The organism is Echinicola jeungdonensis (assembly GCF_030409905.1).
Lineage (GTDB): Bacteria > Bacteroidota > Bacteroidia > Cytophagales > Cyclobacteriaceae > Echinicola > Echinicola jeungdonensis.
The window spans coordinates 2,987,420-3,011,616 of the sequence record NZ_JAUFQT010000001.1; the positions used below are offsets into that span (position 1 = coordinate 2,987,420).

Here is a 24,197-nt window from a genome sequence, read left to right on the forward strand (position 1 = left end):
GAAATAACTGCCCCATCCAACCGGGAAAATTAGTGTCAAATCCTAATAATTATGAAAAATCCGTTGAATATTACGTGCCCTGTTAGGTTTCGAATTCAAATAAGTTCTTAATTTACCAAATCTAACAAGTTGGTAATGTCAGAAATCATCCCTTTGGCTCACCATCCAGTTGATTCCAAATTTATCTGTGAACATCCCAAAATAATCTCCCCAAAAGGCTTTTTCCATAGGCATGGTTACTTTGCCTCCTGCTGACAATTCCTTGAAAACACGGTCGGCTTCCTCTTTACTGTCAGTATTGACGGATATCGAAAAATTATTGCCAAATATGGGACTTGGGCCGAATGAGGAGACACTATCACTACCCATTAAGGTGGTTTCCTTGCTGATAGGAAGGCTAATATGCATGATTTTATTTTTGTCCTTGTCAGAAACCGTAAATTCTGAAGGCATTTCACTAAATCTTCCCACATAGGTGAATTCACCTCCAAATACAGACTGGTAAAAGTTGAAAGCGTCTTCACAATTACCATCAAAGGTTAAATAGGGGTTGATAGAAGTCATGATGAATGTTTGTTTTGGTTATAAAAAGGGTTCTAATAAAAATACAAAATTTGAAAAATATTTCTTGTTATAAAGTGGTGGAAAAAAGTGGTTTTTAAAATAAAATAGACCTGAAAGCAGGGCTTCCAGGTCTATTTTTTGAAGGAGGTATAGATTCTATTAAGTTGACAAAATTTTTGCCACTCTGAAATCCTCTTCATCCACGTCTTTATCATCTACAATTGCCCTTTTAATTGGCGTATAAACCACTTTATTGTTGATCAGTCCAGCCATTACATCATATTTTCCATGTAATAAACCTTCTACTGCCGCCACGCCAAGTTTGCTGGACAATAACCTGTCAAATGAGGTAGGAGATCCTCCCCGTTGCAAATGGCCAAGAATAGTTACTTTTATATCGTAATTGGGTAGGAACTTTTTGACCTTTTGGGAAATTTCCAATGCTCCTCCACTTTTACCACCTTCGGCAACGATAACCACGTTGGCTTGCTTTTTAGCTTTCTCCCTGACCTTTAGCCTTTCAATTAATGTTTCGATGGGCATTTTTTTCTCAGGAATCAAAGTGGCAGCTGCTGCGCTTCCTATACCCGCATTGATGGCAATAAATCCGGCATCCCTACCCATTACCTCAACAAAGAATAATCGGTCATGAGATGTGGCCGTGTCCCTGATTTTGTCAATGGCTTGGATGGCCGTGTTACAGGCAGTGTCAAAACCTATGGTAAAATCAGTCCCTGCCAAGTCATTATCAATGGTTCCCGGCAACCCTATGGCCGGTACACCAAATTCTTTATAGAAAAGATGTGCACCAGTAAGGGAACCATCACCACCTATGACTACCAAGGCATCAATACCATGTTTTTTGAGGTTTTCGTAAGCTATTTTTCGCCCTTCCGGCGTTCTAAATTCGTCACTTCGGGCTGACTTTAGAAATGTTCCACCCCTTTCCAGGATATAAGCAATATCCCGGCTGTTCAATTTTTTGATGTCATCCTGGATCAAACCTTCATAACCCCGGTAGATCCCAAAGACCTCAAGTTTATAGTAAAATGCTGACCTCACTACAGCTCTTACCGCTGAATTCATGCCAGGAGCATCCCCTCCTGAAGTCAAAACACCAATTTTAGTGATTGCCTTATTTTCCATCTTTGTGATTTAAAGTTAGTTGTTTGAACATCAGGTCTGCAGAAGCTGGGTTAGTAGCCAGTGGAATATTGTGTACATCACAAATTCTCATCAGCATCTGCACATCTGGTTCGTGGGGATGTTTGTCCAATGGATCCCTAAAAAAGACGACGAGATCCAGTTCCTTTTGGGCGGCCATGGCAGCAATTTGGGCATCCCCTCCATATGGCCCGGACATCAGTTTTTCCACTTCATATCCTGATTTTTCGATATGGGAACCTGTAGTCCCTGTGGCCACCAGCTTTAAATCAATCTTATTTAAATGGGCTTTGAAACCTCTCAGGAAGTGGACCATGTCGGCCTTTTTTCCATCATGGGCAATTAAAGCTATTCTCATTGTATTTAGTTTAATAGGTTGAAGGCCTAAAGTTATAAAAAATAAAAGTATATGTTCAAAAATTGGTAATGGAAGATGTGTTTTAATAAATCATTTTAATTTTCAGTAATCCTATAATTTGGCTCCAAGGTGAATATGCCAACTTAAATGGTGGAGCAAATTTGAAAGGATGATTAAAGAGGAAAATTAGAATTAAAGTGAACTAATAATTATTTTAAAATCCATCCTCTCGCTTTGACATTAATTATAAAGCCTGGCTCTGAATTTTTATTAATATCCATTCCTATTACTAGGTGGATAAGTCTTAAAAAAAACATATTTCAACCCATTGAAAAGATAAGTGGAATCTAAATGGAAAGTAGTATATTAAAAATGTTAATTAGGGTTGGATGGGTTGGATTCGGAATGGATGAAAAAAATAATAATCAAAGGATATTTTATGGCTAATATATATTGTACAAAAAAGCTTGAAAAGCTAATTGGAAAAAAGAATATGGCAGCAAATCCATCTGAAAATCTGTTAGGAAACTGGAATGCCAATATATTCACCTTCAAGCAGAGAAAATGCTTGATTCTGGTGAATGAGGAAACTTATTATTCCGTGCTCTTTTTGGATGTTCTTAAAGCTGATATCCTCAATTTCCATCATTTGTTTTACGAAAGGTTAATTGAGCAGTTAACTTATGACCATATTCATTTTCCTCATGAATATTCCCCGAAAATCTTAAATGACCTTCAACCGATTTTTTTGCCTACCAATAATAACAGAAGGATCCTTGGAGTCATGAATCAATTTATTTCGGATACTGTATTTCATATTGATTACTTTTTTGAGGGAAAACTTGCAGATGTGGATGTTTCCTTCATAAATAATAAATTAACAACTGATTTGGTTAAGGCTTTGATGGTGAAAGGGGAGGGTGATACCTGGACAAATGGCCAACCCATTACCGCGATGAAAACTAAGATTTCAGAGTGTTGCCACCCTTAATTTCTTCTTTCTTTTTTGATGTTTTTCCGAAATGGGCTAGTTGAGAATGGGTTCAACTTCATACTATCAAATAGATTAAAAAACAAAAAGCCATATAATGAAAAGTCTTTTGGTTTTCTTTTTGCTAACCATTGCTAATCTCCAATTACTTGCCCAGGTTCCTGATTATTCTCCTTTAGATACGCAGGACCCAGTTTATTTTAAGGGGAAATATTTTATATATCAAAATGATACCACCTATTTGGGGCCACAAGCTTTTTATATTGATGGTCAATTGAGTGATCAGGAAGCGGCGCGATGGCCATTTGTTTTTAATTCTGTCCATCAGGCTGCCCAACATTTGACAGATGGTACTGAGGAAAAACCAATGGTGCTCTATATTGCACCCTATGTATATTGGATAGATGATCCGGATGATTCTGAAATAAGGGTGCCTAAGGAAGGGGCGGTGCCTTATGGACTTGAAATAAAATGTGAATGGCTTAAGTTTTATGGCCTTAATAAAAAACCTGAAAATGTAATTCTGGCCTGTAACAGAGGCCAGACAATTGGGGCTAAGGGGAATTTCACTTTGTTTCGCTTTGATGGTCTGGGAACTTCCTCAGAAAATATCACTTTTGGGAATTATTGCAATGTGGACCTGAAATATCCCTTAAAACCTGCACTTAACAGGAGAAGGCGTGCCAATGCCATTGTTCAAGCCCAACTAATTCACTGCAATGGAGATAAGATCCTGGCAAGAAATACTCATTTTATCAGCAGGTTGAACCTATGCCCATTTGTTGGCGGTAAAAGGGTCTTTTTTGACCAATGTCATTTTGAATCTACGGATGATGCCCTTTGTGGAACGGCAGTATATAAAAACAGTACTTTAGAATTTTATAGCTCAAAACCTTTTTACCACACAACAGGAACGGGGGCTGTTTTCTTAAACTGCGATATAACTTCTTTTACTGATGGTGAGCAGTATTTTACCAAGGTCAATGGACAAGTGGCCGTAATAGATACACGCTTTCATTCGGAAAGCATGAGCTACATTGGATGGAGGGATGAACCTCCTGCAAGCATGAAAAATTACCAATATAACGTCACCTTGAATGGTAAGCCTATTTCCATAGGTAAAAAAGATCCCGAAAGTACAGTGGATTTGGATGGGAAACCTCTGCTCCATGCCTACCGGTTTATGCATCAGGATACTGTGGTTTATAATACTTATAACCTGCTAAAAGGGAATGATGACTGGGATCCTGAAGGGATAAAAAAGTTGGTATTAGAAGCTGAAAAAAAGCAAGTAGGTGCGCTGGAGGATATTCCTGTCCAGCTGAACATTCATCCCTCAAAATCAAGCCTGGAAACAAAAAAGGACACGGCAAGGCTGGAAACAGAGTTTTTACGGTTTGGGAACTTTAATACCCATGATTATCCAGTTGAATGGCAGCTTTCTCAAGAGGGGCAAGCCTATGTGAAACTACTTCCAGGGGCAGATGGAGAAACTTTAAAAGTTATCCCCATCAATACAAGTAACAAACCCCAAAGTGTAACTCTAACGGCTACAACTAGTTTGGGATTGGAAGGTGCCAGTGAACTGGAACTATTTCCGGCAAAACTTTCCCCTCCAAATTTCAAAAAAAAGCCAGAGATAAAAATGACAGGAAAAGGAACTCTTAGGGTGGACTATTCCTTTGAGAATTTGAATTATGCCGATCAATCTTTGGTGTCATGGTATCGTTGCAAAGATCAAAATGGGTCCAATGCCATTAAAGTTGCAGTTTCCAGAATGGATAAGCCATATAAAATTTATCATTTGTCTCCAGGGGACGTAGGATATTTTATCATGGCAAAAGTTTTTCCTAAACACCTAAGAAGTGACCCGGGAAATCCTCAGGAAGTTGTTTTGACAAGACCCATTCAAAACAAGGATGTGAAATCCGGCGAAAGGAGGTTAGTAACGGATTTTAATAACCAGTCGGTTGAAAACCAAACTCGGGTAATTCCCGGTTTTTGGACATTTGATCATTTAGGAGCCCATTTAAAATTTGATAGAAATAATCCTGGGAATGCATGGTTTTATGGTGAAGGAACAGGAGGGGCAAAGGGTAAAATAGGGTTGCTCCAAACAGGAAGGGCCGCCTCAATGAGTTATACCCCAGTAGGGGAAAAGTTTGAGGATATGAAAGCTAAGATTTTAGTATCCCCGCATAAAACCGCCGGGCAGGGGTTTAGTGTGGCACCCTTATATATGGATATATTGATTAAATATGATGCCAGGACAAAATCAGGATTTGGTCTGCGTTTGACTAGGACAACTAAATTCGCCAACTCAGTTGATTGCTATTTTGTAAAATATGACCAAAGTGAAATCATCCCAATCAGTGAACCTGTTTCTACCAGTTGTTTCCGGGCCCCTTGTCAGATAAACCTGGAAGTATCGGGAAATAAAATCAAAGCCCATATGGAATGTTTGGAAGAATATGACAAATCCAAATATCCGGATCAGGTATTAGATGAAGTGCAAATAAGTGCTCCTATTGAACCTGATAGCAAGGGAGGTTTTGGTATAGAATACCAAGGAGGCTCAACCACTATGATCAATAAGGTTGAATTAAATTGGGGTTTAGAATAGAGAACATCAAAATACAGCGCTTTTAGGAATTGGCAATTCCTGCTAAAAAAGTTTGGATTTATTAGGCCTCTTTGGGAAATAGACATAATTAACCTTTTAGTGACTTAACTAAAAGGTTAATTTGTTTTTAGGGTACTTTGAAGTAAAATTCAGAGTACAATTTGTGTAAGGAAAAGTACAATTACTGAATTGAAGGGGTTGATTTTTGGGGTGGTTTTGACAATTGGACACACCTGTCCTGTAATCCTTCTTTCCGGCGGTAGTTTTTGTCAAGCAGCTTTGTTGATGGGCGGGGATTCCTGTTGGTTTCTTCGTTTGGCAACTGCTACGGCGTTGGCTGCCATAATGCCGAACAGCACGGCCAGCTTTTCCCTTTTATCTCCCTTTACTCGTATTTTAACCAGTCCATAGTGGTTTTTATGGTTGCCGAAAGCCCCTTCCATTGCCGTTGCCCTTTGTTTGGAGACTTCAGCACTCAGAATCTTTTCGGCTTTGTTGTGCGGTTTGGGGCCTTTTTTGGGGAAGCCGGTGAATATGTCTTTGGAGGTACAATACTTTCTGTTGGCATTGGTGGCATAAATCCGGTCGGCACCCAGCTGGGAAGTCTGTCCGAAAATCCGGGTATGTTTTACCGTGGATATTTTCAACCGGGTACATTCATTGAAGTTGTTGAAGTCCAGTTTATCGATAAATGATAGCCCGCCTGTCTGAAGGATATGGGCTTTCATACCGAACTCCACAGGTTTGTTTTCCTTTCCCCGGACGATCGGCCGGAGATAAGGTTTATGGAGGGAAACGATGCGGTCCTTAAGTTCGGAGGGAGGATTTTCCAACAAAAACTGCTGCTGGACCAAGACTTTTTTGATGGTCTTCAGACAGGCAAAGTCATTTGGTTTAAGCCCCGCCCCTTGATAAAAGTCTAGGATCTCTTGTAACTGGCCAAGTCCTTTTTCCAACAGGAAGACCAGGGATTTTTTCCTTTTGAGGGTTTCCTTAAAGGATTTGCGTCTTTTACGGAAGTAGCCAAGCTGTTTGGCCTTCTGCTCCCTGTATTTTGACCGGGGCCTTTTTATGCCCAATTGTTTACATTTTTTGAACAGTTGCTTTTCAAACACCCACTGGCAGCATTCCCAGAGTAGTTTGGGGTCGGTGGGGAAACGGACATAACTTTCATAACAGGTGGCATCCATTAATAAGACGTGGCTGTTGTCCACATCCTGTTTCCAGTGATCCATTAGTACCTCTTGGATCTGTTCCCAGTGGCAATGTTCCTCGATGTAGGCCCTGATCCGTGTCATAATGGTAAGGTCCCGGATCTGTTGGTCTGCTGCCAATACTTTCCCGCAGAAATACTGAAGGCTCCAGTCGGTATTGAAACGCTCTATCAATTGGCGGTCTGAGGTATTCAGGTAGGCTTTCAAAAACATCAGGGCAAACATGCCCTTGGCACCGAACCACCTTGGGGCACCAGGCCCCTGCAGCTTTTCAGGAACAAGGCTCGAAAGCTTTTCCCATGGCAGGCTGTCATGGATCTGGCCAAGCAAGGAATTCTTGAAAAAGTGATACTTTGGAGAGTATCCGTCAAAGTCTTTGAAAATAGGGAGCTGTATGGTATCTTTCATAGTATTTTTGTCTGCAAACAAAAAATACGAAAAAGAAAACCCCGGAAAAAGCCCTTTTGGACGATTTTCGGGGTTTTTGAGTTATTTTTTCGCAACCCTGTTTATTAAGAGTCAGTGATTTAGCTAATTAACAAGAAGCCCTTATTATTTCAGTTACTAATGCTGCCCCCCTGTAAGGGGTCTACTATAATCCGGTTAAGTTGGGCTAAGGGAAAAAACAAACAACCATTAAAGTAAACAGGGGTCACTGTTTTTGAAAGGCCATAACCGTAAATTCCCTCTCAATTTCTTCCATTGCTTTGCTCTTTACCGTTTCGGTTATTTCTGATTGTTCAACAATGGTAAAATTGGCCGCTTCCATTAATTCCTCAACCATTTCATTGTCATAAAAAGTAAAGCCGTATTGAGCGAAAGGTAGTTTTTCCAAAAAGTGTTTTTGGCTAAAGGCTACCGTAAAACGCCCGCCTGTATTTAGCACCCTGTGGATTTCCTGAGCCATTTTAAGTGGTTCTTTCCAAAAATAAATGGTGTTAACGGTCAGGATTTTATCAAAGGATTCCTTTTCAAATGGGATTTTGTCCCCTCCATATAGGTGAAATTTTGCTTGACCATTTTCAAGGTGATTGATATTAGCCTTTTTAGCTTCCTGATGCATCAATTCCGAAATCTCCAATCCGTAATATTTCAATGAGGGGATGTTTTCAAGCAGCTCAACCACATGATGCCCGTTGCCATGGCCAAGTTCCAAAATTGAATCATCATTTTCCAATTTCAACAGCTCTATTGCCTTTTCGGTCATTGAAATATTAGTTTGGTGCATGAGTTTGGATATTTCTAATCCCTCTTCACCTTTAGGATGGGCCAATTGATTGGCAATTTGCTGGAGTTCCTCCTGGTCTTTTGGTTTTTTCATAAAAAAATTAATTTCTTTCTCTTAACGAAAAGTTCCTTGATGGGTTGGTGAATTTATAGATTTTTTGGAGGATTAAATAACAAAGCATCCCTAATGTCTAAATTTTATCTAAAGTAAAGGCTACCTATTATCCCTGAAAAAGCCCTCTTCCAAATTGTCAAATTCCCCTATCAGGATTCAGGATTTTTCCTTTTTTAGCTCCTACAAATCAAATGTTTAAATGTGGAGAAACACCACCTTAACTTAAAAACTATAAATCAAAGGGATCAGCAGCGTGGCCAGTAACCAGAATAATAGGTTCAATAAGGTGCCAACTTTAATGAAGTCCATAAATTTATATTGTCCAGCACTGTACACCATGGTATTGGTATGATAGCCCACAGGGGTCATAAAGCTAGCAGATGCAGCAAAGGTTATGGCCATAAGAAAAGGCATTGGACTTAAACCTAATTTGTGGGCGGTTGCAATGGCAATAGGTGCCAAAAGTGCGGCTGCTGCATTGTTGGACATGATTTCGGTCAAGATGGAGGTTACAATATAAAGCCCCGATACCAATGCTACTGGCCCCCACTGCCCCAGGTCAACCACCAGCTCATCAGCTATGATTTGATCCAATCCTGTATTGGTCATGGCGGTTCCCAAACTCAAAGCTCCAGCAAGAAGGAAAACAACTTTCCAGTTAATGGCTTCATAAACATCTTTCATTGTCAAAATTCTCAATAGCACCAGTGCAGTCACACCGGAAATGACACTGACCATGATATGTAAAACATTAAAGGTGGCCAGTCCAATTACCCCGCATATGACAGCGATCACCAAGTAGAATTTCTTTTTGTCAAAATCCGTTAAAGCATCTTCTGAGATCATTACAAAAGGAGCATCTGGACCACTTTCCATTTTTTTGAGATCTTTTATGCCATGGTTTTTTATCTCAACGAGAATAACATCTCCCGCTTTGAGTTTGACATTATAGAGCTGTTCATGCTGAACTTCCTTCCGATGTTTAATGGCCAATGGAATGGCCTGATATTTTCTTCTGAAATCTACCTCATTTAAGGTTTTTCCATCAATTTCCGAATTGGAGGTAATGATCATTTCCACCAGTGTGGAGCTTTTTCCGGTCAGGTCATCATCACCGATTTGGACAGGGGAGGGTACCAAGATCCTAGCCCGGTCTTTCAAAGACTTAATCTTTGCCACATTACACCTGACTTTTAAGATATCATTGGCCTTGAGGACAAAATCCTTTGGTGGAAGTGTGAATTTTGATCCATTTCTGGCTACCTCGATGATGTCCATTTCCAATTCCTTAACCAAAGGAGAATCCATGATCTTTTTTCCTACAGAACCAGCGTTTTCTAATAGCTTTATTTCTGTAAGGTAATTTCTCATCCCAAATTTTTCCTTCAGGTCCCTTTCATCTTTCCTGTCAGGTAACATCCGGATACCCAGGAAAACCATATATAAAATCCCTGCAACCAAAAATATTACGCCCATAGGCGCCATATCAAACATGGTAAATGATCCAGCCCCTTGTTTTTCGGCAATTCCACTGACCAGGATGTTGGTGGAAGTTCCTATCAAGGTACAGGTCCCCCCAAAAATGGATGCAAAAGAAAGCGGAATCAGCATTTTAGCAGGGCTTTGACCTGAGGAATGGGCGATTTGAATGACAACGGGAATAAAGACAGCAACCACTGGGGTGTTGTTGACAAAAGCAGAAATTCCTGCAATCAGGACCATCATCAGAATCATCCCTGTGTTGAAGTTGTACCGGAAGGTTTTGGAAAGCCTATGGGCCATGTATTGAAGGGCTCCGGTTTTTAGCAGGGCAGCACTAAGGACAAACATAAAGGCAACCGTCAGGGTGGCCATATTACTAAAGCCCTCCACACTTTGGGTAGGAGTAATTACCCCGGTCAAAACAAGTGATACTATGACCAAAAGAGCAACAAGGTCAATGGTGATTATTTCGGTGGTAAACAATAAAATGGCACCGATGATGACGCAAATGGTTATGACAGCTTCTGTGGTCATGTCAAATTTCCCGTAGTTTGATTTTTCGAATAAGGGAACTTTCCCTCATTGTGATTAAAAATTATAAAAAATGATTGAACCAAAATCCGCTTTAATTTTGATTTTTTTTGTCAAGGTATTTTTCAAGTCCCCAAGTTGCATGCTTTCTAGAATCCAATTTATGGCCCAACCATTTTTACCGGGTGCAAATATACATATAGTCTATAGACTCAGTAGAGTAAAATATGGATTTTTTTTAAGATTTATTTTTTTAAGATGGGAAGGAAATTAGAAAATTAACCCGCGGAATAAATTTCAATTAATAAGGAAAATATCATTTTAAAACGGGGGCAATGAATTGAAAGAAAGTTTAACGGAATAGAAAACTGCTGAGTATAGATAAATCCCTTAATAGGGATCCACATCAACGACAATGCGGACGGATTTGAAATCCTTTTGGAAATTTAATTCCTCCAGGCACCTTCTCAATTCCAGTTTGAATAGGGCAGGAACATTTCCTGTTTTATCCAATTTGATCAAAAGGTCAAAAAGATACTGGTTTTTGATCTTGCCAATGAGAGATTTTTCGGGGCCTAAAACGATCTTCTTGACCTGAATATCTTTGATTAGGTTGGCAAGGTGATTAGCTGCTTTCTGTGCAATTTGTGACTCTTTATGTTTGATGGTGACTTTAATGTTTTTTACAAATGGAGGGTAAAAGAACCTTTGCCTTTCACTCATTTCTGTTAAGTAAAAGTTGGCATAGTCCCCTTTAAAAACCTGGTCAAATACAAAATGATCGGGTCTTCGACTTTGGATAATCACACTTCCACGACGGTTTCTCCTTCCTGCCCGGCCTGCCACTTGGGTGATCTGTTGAAAAGCCCTTTCTCCTGACCTGAAGTCCGGAAAATGCAGTATCCTGTCAGCATCCACAATGCCTACCACCGTTACTTTATCAAAATCCAACCCTTTGGTTATCATTTGGGTGCCTACCAATATATCCAGATTGCCTGCCCCAAAATCTTCCAGGATCTTTTGGTATGCATATTTGCTCCGTGTAGTGTCCAAATCCATCCTTCCAACCCTGGCTTCAGGAAATAAAAGGGAAAGACTTTCCTCAATCCTTTCAGTCCCCATGCCTATGGTAGATATTTTGTTGCTGCCACATGCGACACAGGATTGGGGAACCTTATCCTTAAAGCCACAATAATGACAGCGCATTTCTTTGCTGTACTGATGGTAAGTTAGGCTAACATCACATTGTTCGCATTCCGGTATCCATCCGCATTCATCACAAGAGGTAAATGGAGCATAACCTCTTCGGTTTTGAAAAATAAGAACCTGTTCTTGTTGGTTAAGAGCTTCCTGAATTTTCTCCCTCAAAATCCTGGTGAAATCCAGTTTTAAAAGGTTCTTTTTTTTATCTGCCAAAATATCTGCCATTACGAATTCCGGGAGTTGAGCTTCCCCAAATCGTTTGTTAAGGGGGACATAACCGTATTTTTGATTTTTGGCATTATAATATGATTCAAATGATGGAGTAGCGGTTCCCAAGAGGGTTTTGGCTTGGTGAAGCCATGCCAGCATGATAGCTGCATCCCTTGCTTGAAACCGGGGAGCGGGATCAAATTGTTTAAAGGAGGGCTCATGTTCCTCATCAATAATAACCAAACCCAAACTGTCAAAGGGCAAAAAAATGGAAGATCTTACACCGACCACAAAGGAAAAACGACCGCTTAGTACACCCTGCCAAACTTCCACCCGCTCATTGTCCGAGTATTTGGAATGAAAGATGCCCATTTTACTTCCAAATACTTTTTGTAAACGGGCCACAATTTGGGTGGTTAGGGCGATTTCCGGAAGTAATAAAAGTACCTGTGAACCACTTTCCAGTACTTCTTTTATTAATTCAATATAGATTTCGGTTTTTCCACTTCCGGTTATTCCATGTAAAAGGACCGTTTGTTTTGACTCAAATTGGTTTTTAATTTTCTCTAATCCTTCTTTTTGAAAAGGAGCCAATTCTATTTCCAGGTCTTTGGAAGGGATTTGTTCAAAGCGGCTTTTAATAACTTTGAATTCCTCCAATACCTCATTTTTAACAAGGGTCTTCAATGAACTTGTTGAACAACCTGCCTCAGAAAAGACTTTTTTGTTGAGGCCATTTTCATTTTTGGTAGAGTTTTGAAATACGGGTATTTCCTGGAGGTATTTTAGTAAGACCTCTTCCTGCTTGGGCTTTTTACTAATGGTGTTAAATAGCTTTTCAAGTTCCGCTTTGGAAGAAGCATAAGGTTCCTTAAGCCTGATAAAATTTTCAACCTTAGGACTATATTTTTCCCTGACCTGCTCGTATACCAAAATTGCCTCTTTGAGCACCAGGCTTTTGATGATTCGGTGAGCTGATTTTAACCCAAGGAGCTTTCCACAATCTTCATAAGCCAATTCATCCTTTTGTGTAAGAGCATCCAAAATGACCTGTTCCCGTTCATCAATGGGGAAAGAAGATGTTTGCTGATCAAATTCTGGGTTGAGTTGAATTTTACTTTCACTGTTAAGCTTGAGCCCTGAGGGAAGGGCAGCATTCATGACTTCCCCAATATGGCAGCAATAATATTCTGCCATCCAAGACCAAAACTTGATCTGGAGAGGGTTGACCACAGGCTGTTCATCAAGGATTTCCAAAATCGGTTTGGCTTCGTAAGCTTGGGGGGGCTTTTGGTGTACCTTGCCAATGATCCCCGTGAGAACCTTTTTTCTCCCAAATTGTACAATTACTCGGTAACCTATCCCAATAGCTTTTTCCAGAGAACGGGGTATGCGATAAGTGAACATTTTGGGGATAGGCACCGGAAGGATAACATCAGCAAACACGGCAACTTCTGCCTCTTCACCGTCCAAATCAAATGTATCTCCAAAAAGATTTTCCAAGGTTAATTAAAGGTTTGGAATTTGGGATAATGCTTCCTCAATGGTTGAAACAGGTTTTTTACAGGTCTCGTCAAAGCAAACGTAAATTAAAGCATTTCCATTTGAATCTGCTATTTTATGCTTTAATAGGGGGATATCACCATTTGGGCTTTCAGATGCTGCAATGGCCTTTTGACCTGGAAATACCTTAGATATTTGTCCCGCTATTTTTATTGCTCCCTTCCCAACAATAGCAATTTCTGGAGTATGGGCCAATCGTTCCAAATAGAGGCTTCCCCAATTGGTTAAAAACCCTGGTTCCTGGATCAGGAGTTTTTTCATCAAGCCCATTAAATTGGCAGATAGTTCCTTGTATTTTTCTTCATAAAAGTACAAGCTAAGTTGGTAAATATTCCTAGCCATCATGCTGTTGGATGAAGGGATAACATTGTCAAAAATCTCTTTTTTATTGGCTATAAGTACTTCTGCATCAGGGTTGTTAAAATAAAACAATCCTTCTTTTTCATCATAAAAATGCTCTAGTGTGTATTCAGTTAATGACTTGGCTTTTAAAAGCCATTTTGTTTCGAAACTGAGTTGGTACAGGTGGATGAATGCCTGTATCACTGCAGCGTAATCTTCCAAAAAGGCGGAGGTATAAGCTTTTCCATTTTTATAAGACCTAAATAGTTCTTCACCCTGCACCATTTTTTTAAGTAAAAAGGCCCCATTTGCAAGAGCTAGTTCTTTGGCTTTTTCTGAACCAGTTGCCCAATGAGCATAGGACAATCCAGAAATGGTCAAACCATTCCAACCACTGATGATTTTATCGTCCAACCCTGGCCGGATGCGTTGATTACGCCTTTCCAAGAGCTGGCTTTTCATATTTTTCACCTTTTCGGTAAATTCATGTGGGGGGATTTCCTGCATTTCGGCCAATTTTTGGTAGGATTGGGTTTGAAATAATATGTTTACCCCGTTTTCCCAATTGCCTTTTTCCGAAATATTATAAAGGGGGAAAAACCAGTTTTTATCCATACCCATAATTTCTTCTAATTCAGAAGCCTTCCAAGTATAGAATTTCCCTTCCTCTCCTTCACTGTCAGCATCCAAGGCTGCATAAAATCCGCCTTCTTCCTGCAACATTTCCTTATCAATCCACTGGACGGTTTCGTCCACCTTTTCGGCAAAAAATGGGTCCTGGCTTATTTGATAAGCTTTGGCGAATAGGGCCAATAACTGACCATTGTCATAAAGCATTTTTTCAAAATGGGGAGCAAACCATTCACCATCTACAGAATAGCGGGCAAATCCACCCGCCAGATGATCATAAATCCCACCCATGCCCATCTTTTTAAGGGTGAAAATGACCTCTTCCACAAGTTTGCGATCATCTTTGGCTTGGGCCACATCCAATACAAAATGCCAAATAGAAGGCATGGGGAATTTGGGTGTGCGGTCCATGCCACCCCATTTTGGGTCTGTTTGGTTAATGATTTTTTGGACTACATGGGCCAAGTCTTTATTGGAAAGATCCTCCTTATCCTCCTGTAATCCATATTTTTCCTTTTCTAACCTTTGAATGCTTTTTCCAAAACCTTCTGCACTCTTTGCCAGCTCTTCATAATGTTTTTCATAGGCTTCAGCAATATTTTGAAGCAAACCTTTCCAATTGGGGTTCGGAAAATAAGTGCCCCCGTAAAATGGTTTTTGATTGGGCATTAGAAAAACATTTAAGGGCCATCCCCCATTTAAACCCATTGCCTGTACGGCATCCATATATATATTGTCCAGGTCAGGTCGTTCTTCCCGGTCAATTTTGATGCAGATAAAATGCTCATTCATCAGTCGAGCAGTCTCTTCATCCTCAAAACTTTCATGTTCCATCACATGACACCAATGACAAGCAGAGTAACCTATGGAAACAATGATAGGTTTATTTTCTTTTTTGGCTCTTTCCAGGGCTTCTTTGCCCCAAGGATACCATTCTACAGGATTGTAAGCATGCTGTAAGAGATAGGGGCTTTGACTATGAATTAGTTTATTGGCTTGAGCTGTCATGATTTTAGGGTTTTACCTGAAAATATATTACCAAGTTATTAAAAAGATAACAATCGTTTTTGGACCTCCCTGATTTCAACTGAAAAATCAATCTCACCAGAAAATTGTTCCATTTTTTGTAAGAGATTGATCAAGAATTGCCGATGGGATTTTCCTTTGGGGTTGAAAGCCTTGTGTTCCAGGGATTTTTGAATTTTAGCGATTTTATCTACTTTATGAAGTGTTTCTTCACTAAAACTACATGCTGTAAATTTTTCCCATATATAGTTTTCAGCCTGCTCGGTCGGATGGATCATATCTTCCTTATAATATCGGTAATCCCGGAGCTCATCCATCATTATTTCATAGCTTGGGAAATAATGCACGTTCGGGAAATTTTGTTCTAATTGATGACAGGCAACTCTGAGCAAGGACTTGCTCAATTGGTTTTCTGGGATTCCATCTTTGATATGCCGGACCGGGCTTACCGTTACAATGATATTTAAACTGGGGTTTATTATTTTAATTGAAGGGATTATTTGCTCAAAAGCTTCTAGGATTAGTGGCAATTCAAGGAGTTCCTTTTCAAAAAGTTGACTGGGCTGTTTATGGCAATTGGCAACCAGTTTTTGGGAAGCTTTGATGCGGTAAACATGGGAAGTTCCGAAAGTAAGGATCAAATGAGACGCCCGGGCTAAAATAGAGGCTGTTTTATTTTGTTGTTCCTGGAAAAGTTTCATAAAACCTTCCTGCGAGTCTGCAGTAATATCAGAGTGAAGTTCATAGTGCAAGTAACGATCTTCCTGCTGGATCAACCATTGTGAGGAAAGGGCTTCCCTATGAATGGATTTTTTTATTAGTTCAAAAATGGAAATAGGGTTGAAAATCGTCCCAAATGGATTGTTGAGGACCTCAAATTTGTGTTTTTGAAGCTTTTGGCCAATTACAGTTGAAAAACAAGAGCCTACTGAAACTATTGGTGCATCATAACTGATTAGTGGAAGAATAGGGGATATAGGAAATGTGGTCTGCAATTGCATAGGATAAAAATAAGCAAAAGTGTTGGTTTTATAGGAAAAAAAATAAAACTGGATGACAAACTCGAATTTTGGCCCCCAATTCCTTGGGATATGGAATTTCTTAATATAAGGGTTGCAGAAATTATATTAAATTAAACAGTTTGTTATCAATGGATTATCATACATATTTTTTTATTGATAATATAATTTGTTTTAGTTATGTTTATTGGATATTTGTTAATAGCGATTATTCAATTCAAACCGTACCATCATGCAAACAAGTAAACTGGAAAAAACTGTAGAGTCAGTGGTTGAAAAACTTCAAAAACTAAAAGTAAATGACCATTTAGTATCAGAGCTTCAATGGTGCCTAGGTAGTTATCGTAATGATAACAATCCTTCTGGCCTTTTGGAAAAAGGGAATATAGCACTGGTATTGTTGAAGCAAGTAAAAGAAAAAAACAGCCGTTCGGTGTCCAAAAAATTGATAGAGGATTTAGAAAAAGCAGTAATTTTAGCCTAATTTTTCATTCCCTTAAAAATAGGAAAGGCCATCCAAAATGGATAGCCTTCCTCTTATGATTTTTATAATAGCTGAAATTATTCAGCTACTACACTAAATTTTACTTCAGTTTTCACCTCTCTGTGAAGGTCTACTTCAGCAGTGTATTCACCCGCACCGGTAACAGGGCTTGAGATAGAAATTTTCTTTCTGTCCACCTCAATACCTTTTTCAGCAAGAGCATCGGAAATTTGTAGAGTGGTCACTTTACCAAATATCTTACCGGAATCACCGATTTTAGCTTTGATTTCAAGTGTAACTCCTTCAATCTTCCCAGCCAGCTCCTTAGCTTTAGTTTTAATTTTTTCAGCTTTGTGAGCGGCTTGCTTAATGTTTTCTTCTAGGATTCTTTTGTTAGAAGCAGTGGCTAAAACGGCATAACCCTGAGGAATAAGGTAATTTCTGCCATGACCTGGTTTTACAGTTACCATGTCATTTTTGTAGCCAAGTCCTTTTATGTCTGTTTTTAAAATAACTTCCATTGTTGTATGATTTTAAAGTATTTGAATAGAACAGGAACGGATTATTTCAACCCGTCAGTCACATAAGGTAACAAGGCCAAATGTCTTGCCTTTTTAATGGCATTGGCTACTTTTCTTTGAAATTTAGCAGAGTTTCCGGTTAGCCTTCTTGGAAGGATTTTACCTTGCTCATTTACAAACTTCAACAAGAAGTTAGGGTCTTTATAATCAATGTACTTGATGCCTAATTTTTTAAAACGGCAGTACTTTTTCTTATTTTGTTCTCTGTTGATTGGTTCGTTCTTAAGTGTCATTTTGCAGCCTCCTCTTTTACTTCAGATTTTTTGTTGAATTCTCCTTTTCTTCTTCTTTCGGCATAAGCAATGGCATGCTTATCCAAAGCTGTGGTCAAGAAACGCATTACTTTTTCGTCTCTTCTAAGCTCAACCTCGAATTTCTTGATCAAAGTGGGCTCGCTCTTGAACTCAATCAAAATGTAAAAACCTGTGGTTTTTTTGTCGATTGGGTAGGCTAATTTTTTAAGCCCCCAGTTTTCCACGTTGATAACATCTGCTCCCTCTTCCTTTAACAAGCTAATGAACTTGTCAACGGTATCCTTCATCTGAACATCAGACAAAACGGGAGTTAAAATGAATACCGTTTCGTAATTTTTTTGGAACATGTTAATAATCGTTTAGATATAATTGTTTTAATAGATCGCAAAAATAGAGGTTTATTCTTTTTAATCCAAAGGGATAGGCGAGGATATAAAGAAAAAACACCCTGGAAGAGGTTTTTTCACTAAAGAGAAAACTGTGCTTTGTAGAAGGCAATTGCTTCTATTAAGCTCCTCCAAATAAATAAGAGAAGTTTAACTTCTCTTATTTATTTGATTTCAAAATCTTTATTGCCGATCTGAAAACCATCAGCATAAATCCGAACTTCATAAATCCCTTCTGTATATTCGGTTCCTTTTTCATACAGGTAAATGAGTTTTTGACTGGAATTATCGAAGAGGATATCCTGCTTAGCAGTAAAAAATTCCTCTCTTCCATCAATATTAAAGGTTCCTGATCCTTTTGCAATGTCAAAGATGACCTGATTATTGGGAGCTACCACCTGAACAAAAATATCTTTGGTTCCGGGGTCTGCCACTTTATTTTCGGTAAGGTTAAAGGATATTTTAAGTTTTTCAAGGTGACGGTTTTTAAAAGATCCCTCTCTTTCCCTACCTCTTGAATTGACAGCTGCTATGGTAATATTTTCTGCATGTAGCCTTTGGGCCATATTTACCTTTTCTTTTAACTGTTCCTGTTTGAGGTTAAGTTGTACGATGGAGTCTTCAATTTCTGCCTTGGAAGTTTTTAGATCCTGATTTTCGGTAAAAAGTTGCTCATTGACTTGTTTCAACCGAACTATTTCCAGGTCTTTTTCGGCCAGGACATTGGAAAAGCTGTCTATTTTTTTGTTGAGCTGGGCAATCTCTGCTGCAGAACGGTTACGATCAGTGTTACGTTCCTGGATCAACTCTTCCTTTAGCATGATCAGAGAATCCACATTTCCTCCCAGTTTTTTGATTTCCTGAATCCTGAGGTCCAATTGGTAAGCCATTGAATCAATCCTTAGGTTGAGGTTGTTGTTTTCCTCTGAAAGAATGAGAATTTCCTCGGTTTTATTTGATTTTTCTACATTGTCAAAATACAACTTAATACCACTGACAATCACTAAAAGGATCAAAACAATAATGAGGATATTTTTACCTCTTTCATTTTTGGATTTTTTTTCTTCGGGTATATTAGTACTCATATTTTAAAGTTAATTAGGCCTCATTTAATCTAAAGATACCATTCAAATGTACACACATTTTAATGAAAATTTCTGGACTTCCAGGTACTTGCAGGGTCGTACTGAATGGGACACAGGAAGTATAACCATTCCCATAAAGCAATATTTAGACCAAATTCCCAACAAGAAAGTGAATATTTTAATTCCTGGGGCGGGGAATGGGCATGAAGTAGCCTATTCTCATGAAATAGGGTTTAAAAATGTACATATTTTGGATATTTCACCAATTCCTTTAAAAGCATTTTTGAATCATTTTCCGGAATTTCCTAAAAATCATGTTCATCAGGAGGATTTTTTTCAACATAAGGGCTAATACGATCTAATTTTGGAACAAACATTTTTTTGTGCACTCGAACCCGGAAAAAGAAAAGAGTATGCTCAAAAAATGTTCGAATTGCTAAAACCTTCCGGAAAACTGGTTGGGGTGCTATTCGAGGGGGAATTTGGGGTAGATTTACCTCCATTTGGAGGAACTAAAGAAGAATATTTGAGTTATTTTAAGCCCCTGTTTAAAATCCATACCATAGAACCTTGTTATAACTCTATTCCCCCCAGACAAGGTAAAGAATTATTTATTATCTTGGAGAAGCCAGCCAAATAAGGCCCCATAGGACATTGCATTGGAATACCCAATTCCGTCTTTTTTTAAACAAATTCAGATTATTTTATGATAATCCATTAAAAATGAAGGATATAATTGTTTTTTGGAACTCCTTTCTTGAAAAATAAAATACCACATTCAAAAAAATCCATGCTGACAGTCAGTCCTGGATATGTTTTGATTTCCTCCCAAGCCTTTTCCATTCCTTGCGACCAATGAATATCTCCAATGGCTACAATGCTATCCTCGTGCAAGAAGGGGAGGATTTGGTCAAAATATGCAATAGTAGCCTTATAAGTATGGTGAGCATCCATCAGTACAAAATCCAACTTTGGTTTTTTTTTCAAAAAGTAGGGAAGAGTTTGATCTATATTTCCTCTTACTAATTGAATAGGAAATCTTTCTTCAAAGATGCTCTCTGCCAAATCCCCCAAAGCTTCAGCCCCTTCAAAGGTAAATAAAGTACCTTTGGTGACTTTTGCTAAATAGCAGGTATTGATCCCAACGCATGTTCCTAGCTCCAGGACAGTTTGGGCAGGTGTTTTACCGCAAAAAAATTGATACAAGAGGGAAAACTTGGTTGGGCTGCTGCTATGACGGGTGATGGCTGCTATCTTTCTGTGTTTTTCTTTTTTTAAGGCCCTGGAACCGGCACCAAAATCTTTAATGGGAATGCTGCGTTGATCTTGAAGCAATTTAATTTTTTTAGCTTCCAATTCTGGAAAACTTTTTTGGTGGTTTTTCTGATACTTCCTAAGTCCCTGATACATTTGATAAGCAAATGGGGATTGCAACGAGTGGTGGTCTTCTTTTTTTAAAAAGTATTTTAAATAGGAAAGAAAAGAGAAAAGTTGATTTTGCACAATTAGTTGTCAAATAAGTCTGCAATTAATTGGAATTCAGGAATGATAACCTCAATAAGCTGACCATTTTGTAATTTTTCCAAAATATAGCTTCCCTTCATTTTTCCGAGTCCGGAATGCAAATTACACCCAGAAACATAGGTATGGGATTGGCCAGGTTCTAATATGGGTTGTTGGCCGATCACACCGTCACCCTCTACAATTTTGGTGTCCATTCCAGCATCAGAAATTTCCCATTTCCTCCTCAAAAGTTGAGTGGTGAAGGCGCTATTGTTTTCAATGGTTATTTGGTAAGTAAAAACAAAATGATGCTGATGAGGGCTAGAATATTTCCCTTGATAAGTGGCCTCTACGCTGACCTTGATACCTTGAGTGATTGCCGTAACCATTAAAATTTTTGAGTAAATGGATATTTGTCCGAAATTAAGGGTTTCTTATGAATTCTCAAGTGAAAAAACTAAATGAACGTTAAAATAGAGCAAAGTTGGAAGGATAAGCTAAATGGGGAATTTGAAAAACCTTATTTTAAATCCCTGATCCAATTTGTGAAATCTGAGTACCAAAACAAAACCATTTATCCCAAAGGAAACGATATTTTTAATGCTTTTGAGCATTGTCCTTTTAATAAAGTAAAAGTGGTTATCCTTGGTCAGGATCCTTATCATGGACCAGGCCAAGCCCATGGTTTATCTTTTTCTGTACCGGAAGGGGTGCCATTTCCACCTTCCTTACTTAATATTTTTAAGGAGCTAAAGCAGGATGTTGGAGCGGAAGTTCCTCCGAATGGGAATTTGGAACGTTGGGCAGACCAAGGGGTATTATTGCTGAATGCCACCCTGACCGTTGAGGCAAGGAAAGCAGGATCCCACCAGCGAAAAGGTTGGGAGGAATTTACTGATGCGGTGATTCATAAATTGGCCGAAGAAAAAGAAGGTTTGGTATTTTTACTTTGGGGTGCTTATGCTCGTAAAAAAGCGGCATTTATCTCTGACAAAAAACATTTGAAATTACATGCCCCCCATCCAAGTCCATTGTCTGCTCACCGGGGATTTTTGGGCTGTGGCCATTTTAGCAAGGCCAATGCTTATTTGAAGGATAAAGGGATGGACGAGATTAAATGGTGAATAGAGGATGGTGATGAGATATTTGGTTGGCTGGTAAGCTTGAAATTGAATTCAATAAAATAAAAAAAGAGGTAGGAATGCCCTACCTCTTTTTATTGCTTAATGTATACTTTGGAAAAAACGGTCCCACCTTATTTTGCTAAACATACTTTTGTGTTTGTCTAGGGATAGCCATAAGAACCATGCTTTTCCAACAATATGGTCTTCTGGGACAAATCCCCAAAAACGGGAATCCAATGAATCATGGCGGTTGTCTCCCATCATGAAATAATAGTTCTGCTGGAAGGTATAGGTGTCTTGTTTTTTTCCATTGATAAATACCTGATTGGCTTCAATCCGGATATCATCATGGCCTTCATAATTTTTGATAGTAAAGGCATACCTTCTGACATTGTCCTCTGTCAAATCTATGGTCCAACCTTCTGCAGGGATTTCTAACGGCCCAAAATTATCCCGGTTCCATCCATAATAAGCACCATCAGGATGAATATCTGGATCTCCCTTTCCCTTGTTATATGCCCTGATATTTACTTCTTTGATGACTGGTGACTTGGCCAGTCGCTGGGCAATCTCCGGAGTGGTAAAGACTACATACATTCCATTATAGGGATGGAAGGAGTCTGGGTTGATATCATAGCCTTCAAAGAAGTCTGCATTTAACATTCTGTTGGGGATTACATCATAGGAAAACTGCATATTTTCCGGGTTTTCTGCTGATTTACCATTGATCATCAACTGGGTGTTTTCAATGGAAATTACATCCCCGGGAAGTCCAACCGCTCTTTTAATGTAATTGGTTTTCAGGTCCACGGGATGTTCAAATTCATCAGGATAGTTAAAAACCACCACATCATTTCTTTCAACATCACCAAATCCAGGGAGCCTAAAATAAGGAAGCTCGATGGCATCCGAATAGGAGGGGATATCCGTACCCCAAATTTTCTGATGGGTCAAAGGAACTTGCAACAGGGTTTTTGGTGTACGAGTGCCATAGTGCATTTTGCTTACAAACAAAAAATCCCCCACCAACAGTGACTTTTCCATGGAAGCGGTTGGAATGGTAAATGGCTCCAAAAACAACCAGCGGATCAAACTGGCTGCAATAACGGCAAAGACCAGGGCGTCTAACCACTCCCGGACCGGTCCCTTTTTCTTTTTATCTTTTCTCATTTTCGCAATTAAGACTTAAAAGGTTAAAAAATCATCCATGGACAATACACCTTTTTTGTCCTTGATCCATTCTGCTACAAGCACTGCGCCCAAGGCAAAACCTTTTCTGCTGTGTGCAGTATGTTTGATTTCAATGTCATCAATTTCAGAATGATAATTGACAATGTGGGTGCCTGGTGCTGGATCCACCCGCTTGGCAGTAATTGTTACATTTTGTTCTTTCCCTTCGCTTTCTTCTTTCAAGCTCCATTGTTTTACTCGGTCAAGCTCATTGATAATTCCTTCTGCCAAGGTAATAGCTGTTCCACTTGGGGCATCTTTTTTCTCAGTATGATGTATTTCCTCCATGCTTGCTTCATAATCAGGTTGGTCATTCATCATTTTGGCCAAAAACTGATTAACCTTAAAAAACATATTTACACCAATGCTGTAATTGGAAGCATAGAAAAATGCCCCGTTTTTGGATTTTGTCAATTCCTCGATCAATGGTTTTTTATCTAACCAACCAGTGGTGCCGCAAACCACGGGAATTTGATGGTTAATTGCCCAAGAAAGATTGTCAAAGGCAGCCTCGGGTTGACTAAACTCAATGGCTACATCAATCTTGTCAGTATCCAATTTTTCAAGTTGGTTTACGTTGCTGATGTCTATTTTTCCTGCAATGGTATGGCCTCTTTCTTCTGCAATTTCGGCAATGATTTTGCCCATTTTGCCATATCCTAAAATCAGTATGTTCATGAAAATGTTAAAATTTTAATTTAAAAGATAATCCTATCGTTTTTCCTCTTGCCGACATGGTTTCAAGAGCAGGTTCAATATTCATGGTCAAATCATCTGAAACATCAAAGCCTGACAGATGTGCGTCTACCAAGGCATCAATAATGTTCAAAACATATATGGCTCCAAATAAAAGGTAAACTCCATCCCGGTTTCTTCGCCAATAATCCACATTCCTGATCAGCCCTGCTTCATTGAGGTAGGGAAACATATTGGGAACGTTGGGATCGTCTTCTCTAAAAACCTCCAATGCCCGCTTAAATAGCTGATACCTTCTGTTATTGAAATCCAGAAAATAGAGGTTGGTTGCGATGCCTCCATAAAGCAAAGGGACTTTCCAGGGCTTTTCATTATATATCTGGCCAGCTCCGGGTAAAATGGCAGAAAGAATTACTGCTGTTCTGGGGTTTTTGGGATTTTTATTCAGGATAATTTCCGATTCCTGGGCTGCCGTGTCCAAATCAATGATTTCCTGCCCCGAAACCCCATGATGCAAAAGGAGTAATAAAACAAAAACAGCAATAGTTTTGCTAAAATAAACTATTGCCATTTTTATTTCTTTAACCAAACA

Annotated in this window: 22 protein-coding genes and 1 pseudogene; 5 read left to right on the forward strand and 18 right to left on the reverse strand. The window is 39.1% G+C overall.

Annotation, left to right across the window (positions count from 1 at the left end):
- Nucleotides 1-138 precede the first annotated feature (138 nt).
- The 3 genes from QWY93_RS12435 to QWY93_RS12445 all read right to left on the reverse strand — a co-directional run bounded on the left by QWY93_RS12435 (nt 139) and on the right by QWY93_RS12445 (nt 2,086).
- A complete protein-coding gene (locus QWY93_RS12435) occupies nt 139-564 on the reverse strand; it encodes a VOC family protein (protein WP_290248585.1) in 426 nt (141 codons plus the stop codon).
- A 159-nt stretch (nt 565-723) separates the two neighbouring features.
- Nucleotides 724-1,710, reverse strand: coding sequence for a 6-phosphofructokinase (pfkA, locus tag QWY93_RS12440; RefSeq protein WP_290248586.1), 987 nt, complete (start codon nt 1,708-1,710; stop codon nt 724-726).
- Nucleotides 1,700-2,086, reverse strand: a complete 387-nt coding sequence (locus QWY93_RS12445) for a methylglyoxal synthase (RefSeq protein WP_290248587.1) — start codon at nt 2,084-2,086, stop codon at nt 1,700-1,702. Before QWY93_RS12445 ends, pfkA begins: the two co-directional genes overlap by 11 nt.
- Before the next feature lie 439 nt (nt 2,087-2,525).
- Here QWY93_RS12445 and QWY93_RS12450 point away from each other — a divergent pair, with 439 nt between their 5' ends.
- On the forward strand, nt 2,526-3,077 hold the full coding sequence (locus QWY93_RS12450) for a DUF6933 domain-containing protein (protein WP_435380192.1): 552 nt from the start codon (nt 2,526-2,528) through the stop codon (nt 3,075-3,077).
- A gap of 97 nt (nt 3,078-3,174) precedes the next feature.
- Nucleotides 3,175-5,700: a hypothetical protein gene (locus QWY93_RS12455; RefSeq protein ID WP_290248589.1), complete on the forward strand. Its 2,526-nt coding sequence runs from the start codon at nt 3,175-3,177 to the stop codon at nt 5,698-5,700.
- A 269-nt stretch (nt 5,701-5,969) separates the two neighbouring features.
- Here the strand turns inward: QWY93_RS12455 and QWY93_RS12460 are convergent, their stop codons facing one another.
- The 6 genes from QWY93_RS12460 to QWY93_RS12485 all read right to left on the reverse strand — a co-directional run bounded on the left by QWY93_RS12460 (nt 5,970) and on the right by QWY93_RS12485 (nt 16,244).
- Nucleotides 5,970-7,322: a transposase gene (locus QWY93_RS12460; RefSeq protein WP_290246189.1), complete on the reverse strand. Its 1,353-nt coding sequence runs from the start codon at nt 7,320-7,322 to the stop codon at nt 5,970-5,972.
- A 244-nt stretch (nt 7,323-7,566) separates the two neighbouring features.
- Nucleotides 7,567-8,235: a class I SAM-dependent methyltransferase gene (locus tag QWY93_RS12465; protein ID WP_290248590.1), complete on the reverse strand. Its 669-nt coding sequence runs from the start codon at nt 8,233-8,235 to the stop codon at nt 7,567-7,569.
- Nucleotides 8,236-8,478: 243 nt separating this feature from the next.
- Entirely contained in the window at nt 8,479-10,272 is a 1,794-nt protein-coding gene (locus QWY93_RS12470) for an SLC13 family permease (protein ID WP_290248591.1), read from the reverse strand.
- 387 nt (nt 10,273-10,659) lie between these two features.
- Complete coding sequence (gene priA, locus QWY93_RS12475; protein WP_290248592.1) at nt 10,660-13,185, reverse strand: replication restart helicase PriA; 2,526 nt, start codon at nt 13,183-13,185, stop codon at nt 10,660-10,662.
- A gap of 6 nt (nt 13,186-13,191) precedes the next feature.
- Nucleotides 13,192-15,225: a thioredoxin domain-containing protein gene (locus QWY93_RS12480; protein WP_290248593.1), complete on the reverse strand. Its 2,034-nt coding sequence runs from the start codon at nt 15,223-15,225 to the stop codon at nt 13,192-13,194.
- A 38-nt stretch (nt 15,226-15,263) separates the two neighbouring features.
- Entirely contained in the window at nt 15,264-16,244 is a 981-nt protein-coding gene (locus QWY93_RS12485) for a GSCFA domain-containing protein (RefSeq protein ID WP_290248594.1), read from the reverse strand.
- Between the two features lie 250 nt (nt 16,245-16,494).
- Between QWY93_RS12485 and QWY93_RS12490 the strand changes: the two genes are divergently transcribed.
- A complete protein-coding gene (locus QWY93_RS12490) occupies nt 16,495-16,746 on the forward strand; it encodes a hypothetical protein (protein WP_290248595.1) in 252 nt (83 codons plus the stop codon).
- A gap of 77 nt (nt 16,747-16,823) precedes the next feature.
- Here the strand turns inward: QWY93_RS12490 and rplI are convergent, their stop codons facing one another.
- From rplI to QWY93_RS12510, 4 genes are all read right to left on the reverse strand, one after another.
- Nucleotides 16,824-17,267 (reverse strand): 50S ribosomal protein L9, encoded by a 444-nt coding sequence (gene rplI / locus QWY93_RS12495; RefSeq protein WP_290248596.1) that lies wholly within the window; start codon nt 17,265-17,267, stop codon nt 16,824-16,826.
- A 41-nt stretch (nt 17,268-17,308) separates the two neighbouring features.
- Complete coding sequence (gene rpsR, locus QWY93_RS12500; protein ID WP_290248597.1) at nt 17,309-17,560, reverse strand: 30S ribosomal protein S18; 252 nt, start codon at nt 17,558-17,560, stop codon at nt 17,309-17,311.
- Nucleotides 17,557-17,928: a 30S ribosomal protein S6 gene (rpsF, locus tag QWY93_RS12505; protein ID WP_290248598.1), complete on the reverse strand. Its 372-nt coding sequence runs from the start codon at nt 17,926-17,928 to the stop codon at nt 17,557-17,559. Before rpsF ends, rpsR begins: the two co-directional genes overlap by 4 nt.
- A gap of 203 nt (nt 17,929-18,131) precedes the next feature.
- On the reverse strand, nt 18,132-19,052 hold the full coding sequence (locus tag QWY93_RS12510) for a DUF8428 domain-containing protein (RefSeq protein WP_290248599.1): 921 nt from the start codon (nt 19,050-19,052) through the stop codon (nt 18,132-18,134).
- A 46-nt stretch (nt 19,053-19,098) separates the two neighbouring features.
- Here QWY93_RS12510 and QWY93_RS12515 point away from each other — a divergent pair.
- A pseudogene (locus QWY93_RS12515) lies at nt 19,099-19,692 on the forward strand (class I SAM-dependent methyltransferase).
- A 77-nt stretch (nt 19,693-19,769) separates the two neighbouring features.
- On the opposite strand, the gene QWY93_RS12520 reads toward QWY93_RS12515, so the two are convergent.
- Both QWY93_RS12520 and apaG read right to left on the reverse strand, forming a co-directional pair.
- Nucleotides 19,770-20,408, reverse strand: a complete 639-nt coding sequence (locus tag QWY93_RS12520; RefSeq protein WP_290248600.1) for an O-methyltransferase — start codon at nt 20,406-20,408, stop codon at nt 19,770-19,772.
- A 149-nt stretch (nt 20,409-20,557) separates the two neighbouring features.
- On the reverse strand, nt 20,558-20,944 hold the full coding sequence (gene apaG / locus QWY93_RS12525; RefSeq protein ID WP_290248601.1) for a Co2+/Mg2+ efflux facilitator ApaG/CorD: 387 nt from the start codon (nt 20,942-20,944) through the stop codon (nt 20,558-20,560).
- 72 nt (nt 20,945-21,016) lie between these two features.
- Between apaG and ung the strand changes: the two genes are divergently transcribed.
- Entirely contained in the window at nt 21,017-21,679 is a 663-nt protein-coding gene (ung, locus tag QWY93_RS12530; protein ID WP_290248602.1) for a uracil-DNA glycosylase, read from the forward strand.
- A 99-nt stretch (nt 21,680-21,778) separates the two neighbouring features.
- On the opposite strand, the gene lepB is transcribed toward ung, so the two are convergent.
- The 3 genes from lepB to QWY93_RS12545 are packed head-to-tail and all read right to left on the reverse strand — an operon-like array spanning nt 21,779 to nt 24,176.
- Nucleotides 21,779-22,849, reverse strand: a complete 1,071-nt coding sequence (gene lepB, locus QWY93_RS12535; protein WP_290248603.1) for a signal peptidase I — start codon at nt 22,847-22,849, stop codon at nt 21,779-21,781.
- A 15-nt stretch (nt 22,850-22,864) separates the two neighbouring features.
- Nucleotides 22,865-23,587, reverse strand: a complete 723-nt coding sequence (dapB, locus tag QWY93_RS12540; protein WP_290248604.1) for a 4-hydroxy-tetrahydrodipicolinate reductase — start codon at nt 23,585-23,587, stop codon at nt 22,865-22,867.
- A 7-nt stretch (nt 23,588-23,594) separates the two neighbouring features.
- Nucleotides 23,595-24,176: a DUF5683 domain-containing protein gene (locus QWY93_RS12545; protein WP_290248605.1), complete on the reverse strand. Its 582-nt coding sequence runs from the start codon at nt 24,174-24,176 to the stop codon at nt 23,595-23,597.
- Nucleotides 24,177-24,197: the final 21 nt, after the last annotated feature.

Coding starts and splice junctions, on each gene's coding strand:
- QWY93_RS12435 (WP_290248585.1), bottom strand. CDS start 564: ATGACTTCTATCAACCCCTATTTAACCTTTGATGGTAATTGTGAAGAC.
- pfkA (WP_290248586.1), bottom strand. CDS start 1,710: ATGGAAAATAAGGCAATCACTAAAATTGGTGTTTTGACTTCAGGAGGG.
- QWY93_RS12445 (WP_290248587.1), bottom strand. CDS start 2,086: ATGAGAATAGCTTTAATTGCCCATGATGGAAAAAAGGCCGACATGGTC.
- QWY93_RS12450 (WP_435380192.1), top strand. CDS start 2,526: ATGGCTAATATATATTGTACAAAAAAGCTTGAAAAGCTAATTGGAAAA.
- QWY93_RS12455 (WP_290248589.1), top strand. CDS start 3,175: ATGAAAAGTCTTTTGGTTTTCTTTTTGCTAACCATTGCTAATCTCCAA.
- QWY93_RS12460 (WP_290246189.1), bottom strand. CDS start 7,322: ATGAAAGATACCATACAGCTCCCTATTTTCAAAGACTTTGACGGATAC.
- QWY93_RS12465 (WP_290248590.1), bottom strand. CDS start 8,235: ATGAAAAAACCAAAAGACCAGGAGGAACTCCAGCAAATTGCCAATCAA.
- QWY93_RS12470 (WP_290248591.1), bottom strand. CDS start 10,272: ATGACCACAGAAGCTGTCATAACCATTTGCGTCATCATCGGTGCCATT.
- QWY93_RS12480 (WP_290248593.1), bottom strand. CDS start 15,225: ATGACAGCTCAAGCCAATAAACTAATTCATAGTCAAAGCCCCTATCTC.
- QWY93_RS12485 (WP_290248594.1), bottom strand. CDS start 16,244: ATGCAATTGCAGACCACATTTCCTATATCCCCTATTCTTCCACTAATC.
- QWY93_RS12490 (WP_290248595.1), top strand. CDS start 16,495: ATGCAAACAAGTAAACTGGAAAAAACTGTAGAGTCAGTGGTTGAAAAA.
- rplI (WP_290248596.1), bottom strand. CDS start 17,267: ATGGAAGTTATTTTAAAAACAGACATAAAAGGACTTGGCTACAAAAAT.
- rpsR (WP_290248597.1), bottom strand. CDS start 17,560: ATGACACTTAAGAACGAACCAATCAACAGAGAACAAAATAAGAAAAAG.
- rpsF (WP_290248598.1), bottom strand. CDS start 17,928: ATGTTCCAAAAAAATTACGAAACGGTATTCATTTTAACTCCCGTTTTG.
- QWY93_RS12510 (WP_290248599.1), bottom strand. CDS start 19,052: ATGAGTACTAATATACCCGAAGAAAAAAAATCCAAAAATGAAAGAGGT.
- apaG (WP_290248601.1), bottom strand. CDS start 20,944: ATGGTTACGGCAATCACTCAAGGTATCAAGGTCAGCGTAGAGGCCACT.
- ung (WP_290248602.1), top strand. CDS start 21,017: ATGAACGTTAAAATAGAGCAAAGTTGGAAGGATAAGCTAAATGGGGAA.
- lepB (WP_290248603.1), bottom strand. CDS start 22,849: ATGAGAAAAGATAAAAAGAAAAAGGGACCGGTCCGGGAGTGGTTAGAC.
- dapB (WP_290248604.1), bottom strand. CDS start 23,587: ATGAACATACTGATTTTAGGATATGGCAAAATGGGCAAAATCATTGCC.
- QWY93_RS12545 (WP_290248605.1), bottom strand. CDS start 24,176: ATGGCAATAGTTTATTTTAGCAAAACTATTGCTGTTTTTGTTTTATTA.